Source organism: Halorubrum sp. C191, from assembly GCF_002727095.1.
In the GTDB taxonomy this organism is placed as follows: Archaea; Halobacteriota; Halobacteria; order Halobacteriales; family Haloferacaceae; genus Halorubrum; species Halorubrum ezzemoulense.
Map to the genome: position 1 here is coordinate 1 of NZ_NHNZ01000226.1, position 2,906 is coordinate 2,906.

The window sequence follows — 2,906 nt, forward strand, 5'->3', positions numbered from 1 at the left end:
GAACTTTTAGCTATCAGTATCAGACGGCTGAGTACTCATTCTATCTCACCTGTTCTGGTCGGTATTGAGGGCACTTTGACGAGATTCGCGGCGCGTCATTCCATCCTGAACTCATGTATTCTATTCTTTCAGTATCCATACTATTTCTACGCCCGAAGATATGTGGCAGGCAGAACAGATACCGAATATGTCCGTGTCTTAGTAGTAGCCTACAGACATACGTCACTCGAAGAAGCCGCGGATGATCTTCGACTCCGCGGCGCGCAGATGCTGGTGGAGCGTTGACGAGGACACGTCGAACCGGTCGGCGAGATCGGCACCGTTGATACCCCGCGGATCATCATAGTATCCTTCTTGGAGCGCTGTCTCGGCGATCTCTCGCTGTCGGCTCGTCAAGTCTGTATTCCCGGCGGACTCGTCGCGTCTACCGGATGACCCGGACACATGGCGCTTCGAGACGAGCTGACACGAACCGGAGACGGTAGACAGCTCCTCGCGGACCCGACCGATCACTTTCGGGTCCGTGGTCCAGAACTCCAACACGTCAGCGTTCGGGCGGGAACGGACACTGCTCAGTTGTGTGTCTGTCCGCATGAGTACGTCGCGAACCGAGGCTAGCGACCGGTCTGGTGTATCTCTCATCCGCACGGTAATTTCGTGGACGCTGCTATCGGTCGAGGCAATACTGTCGAGTTCGATGCCCGGCGTCGCCGCGACGTAGTCACGAAATGCGGTCTCGGTGTAGCCGTCGACGCGACCGGTTAGGTGAAAGTTTTCCCTACCTGTTAGCGCGACGTGTTCGACGACGATTGTACCGGACGTCGAGAGGCCCGGGAAGAGCGGCGACGGATCCTGACATTCGAAGTCGAAGGCGATCGGTGCGTTCGACGCGCTCGCGGACTCAAGCGTTGACAGCCGCATTCCGGCGGCGTCCGCAACCGCACCAACTGCTTGTCGTTCTGGTTCGGCGAAGCGCTCGGCATCTGTACTGATGAACTCGGCGATCGCGTGGACGGTCCCACAATGGCTCACCGGAACCGCGAGCGATTCCCGGTAGCCGAAATGGAGCAGTCGGTTGAGCCACTCGCCGTGAGCTCCTCCGGTCGCTTGTCCGTCGACGATACGCTGTGGTTCGTTTTGTGAGGCAGCGGTGATCGCGGGGAACGTCTGCCTGGCGCTTTCGTACAGCTTCGCCGGTCCACCTGCCTCGGACACTTCGACCGGGTCAATTCGCTCTGTGACCGGATCATACGTGCCAACGAACGCGTACTCCGCCACACGATCGCCGAAGTCAACAACCGCCTCACGCACTGCCGCCGATGTCTCCGCAGTCACGATCGCTTCAACGGTGTCAACCATCCCCTCCCACAGGTTCTGGTAGCGATCCGCTTGCCGCTGGGTCCTGGCAACATCATTTGAGAGCCCCGCTATCGATGTCTCCTGACGGAGTTGTGTGAGTGCCGCCGAGACCTGCTGGCTCACCGCCCGAATGAACGATTCCAACGTCTCATCCCGTTCGTCAACGACGACGCTCAACAGACTCGTATCACCGAGCTGTGTGACGAGTGCCTGCTTCTCGGCCGCGTCGCCGGCGTCGATAACGGCGTCGGCCGGGAGCCAGCACGTGTCGGACTCGGTGAACGCTCGCCAGAGATCCGTCTCGCCCGGGTGAATTCGCTGTCGGCTACGTGATTCAGAGTTGTCTCCCGCAGTCGCAAGCCGCACCAACTCCCCTTCTGACGTATTGCGGTCGTATATCGCGAGCTCGTCAGCTGTTACCACATCGGCGACCGCCTTGACACACGCGTCGAACGCGTCTTCCGGATCCGTTGATTTGAATACACGGCTGCTCACGGCGTAGAGGTTCGTCAGCCGCCGCTGCCGGTCAAGCGCGTCACGCGCATCGGTGAGATCGGTAATATCGTTGGCGACGCCGAGTACTGCGTCCTCATCGCTGTCGACCGGGGTGAATGGTATTTTCCACGTTTCTAAGACTCGTTCGTTGCCTGCGGCGTCGGTCAGTGTCTCCTCGGTGCGATGGAGCGGCTTGCCGGTCTCAATCACCCGTCTATCGTCGTCGGTGAATGCGTCCACCTCGTCGGACTCGGCCGTGTAGTCAGCATCAGTCGAACCGATCATGTCCGAGACGGTAGTGCCGTACGCGTCAGCGACCGCTTCGTTCGCGAGCAAGAATTCGCCGTCTGTGTTCTTCGCGAATATCAGCTGGGGGACTGTGTTCATGACACGTTCGAGCTGATTGCGTTCGGACTCTATGCGGTCGCGCGCAGTACGTAGTTGACGTCGCTGCGCGACGAGCTCGATTGCCGTCTGGAGGTACTGTGTGACGATCAAAATGAGCTCGCGTTCGTCCTCGGCGAGACTGCCCGTTTCCGGCGACCCGACGAGAAACACGCCATCGTCGTCAATAGGGACAATAAATTCGGTACCGATCGGCGTCTCCCGGTTGTGAACGCCCACCTCGGCGGCGACATTCGGGTAGTATGCCGGCGTCCCAGCATCGAACACCTCCCACGCGAGCGATTCACCACGGCGGAATCGGGGTGCCTCCTCGACAATCGACGCTGCGCTACTGGAGACAGACACCGGGACAAGCACGTCGGTGGTAGTCTCCGCAGTTCCAGCCGGAGCCACCGTATCCGTCCCAGCCGGTTCGTGTGCCCAATACCCAGAGAACGGCCGATCAATAATCTCCGTCACTCCTTTGATCGCAGTATCGATCACGCCCTCGTAATCGTCTGTAGTCATCAGCTCTTCGGCGAGCGAACGTGTCTTCTCAAGGCGACGGAGTCGGCGTTCTTGTTCGGTGAGATCGAGATTAACGCAAGTGATTCCCCCCTCGGGTAGCTGTGCGAGCGACACGCGCTGTGTATACTCAACGTCGAAAG

1 protein-coding gene is annotated in these 2,906 nt (G+C 59.4%); it reads right to left on the minus strand.

Going from position 1 to position 2,906, the window contains the following annotated elements; all coding sequences use genetic code 11:
* Positions 1 to 222: 222 nt before the first annotated feature.
* Positions 223 to 2,766, minus strand: a complete 2,544-nt coding sequence (locus tag Z052_RS19010) for a helix-turn-helix domain-containing protein (RefSeq protein WP_099289373.1) — start codon at positions 2,764 to 2,766, stop codon at positions 223 to 225.
* Between the last annotated feature and the right edge of the window lie 140 nt (positions 2,767 to 2,906).

What these genes read in the sequence shown, in the direction of transcription:
- Z052_RS19010 (WP_099289373.1), bottom strand. Translation starts at nt 2,766, where the DNA reads ATGACTACAGACGATTACGAGGGCGTGATCGATACTGCGATCAAAGGA.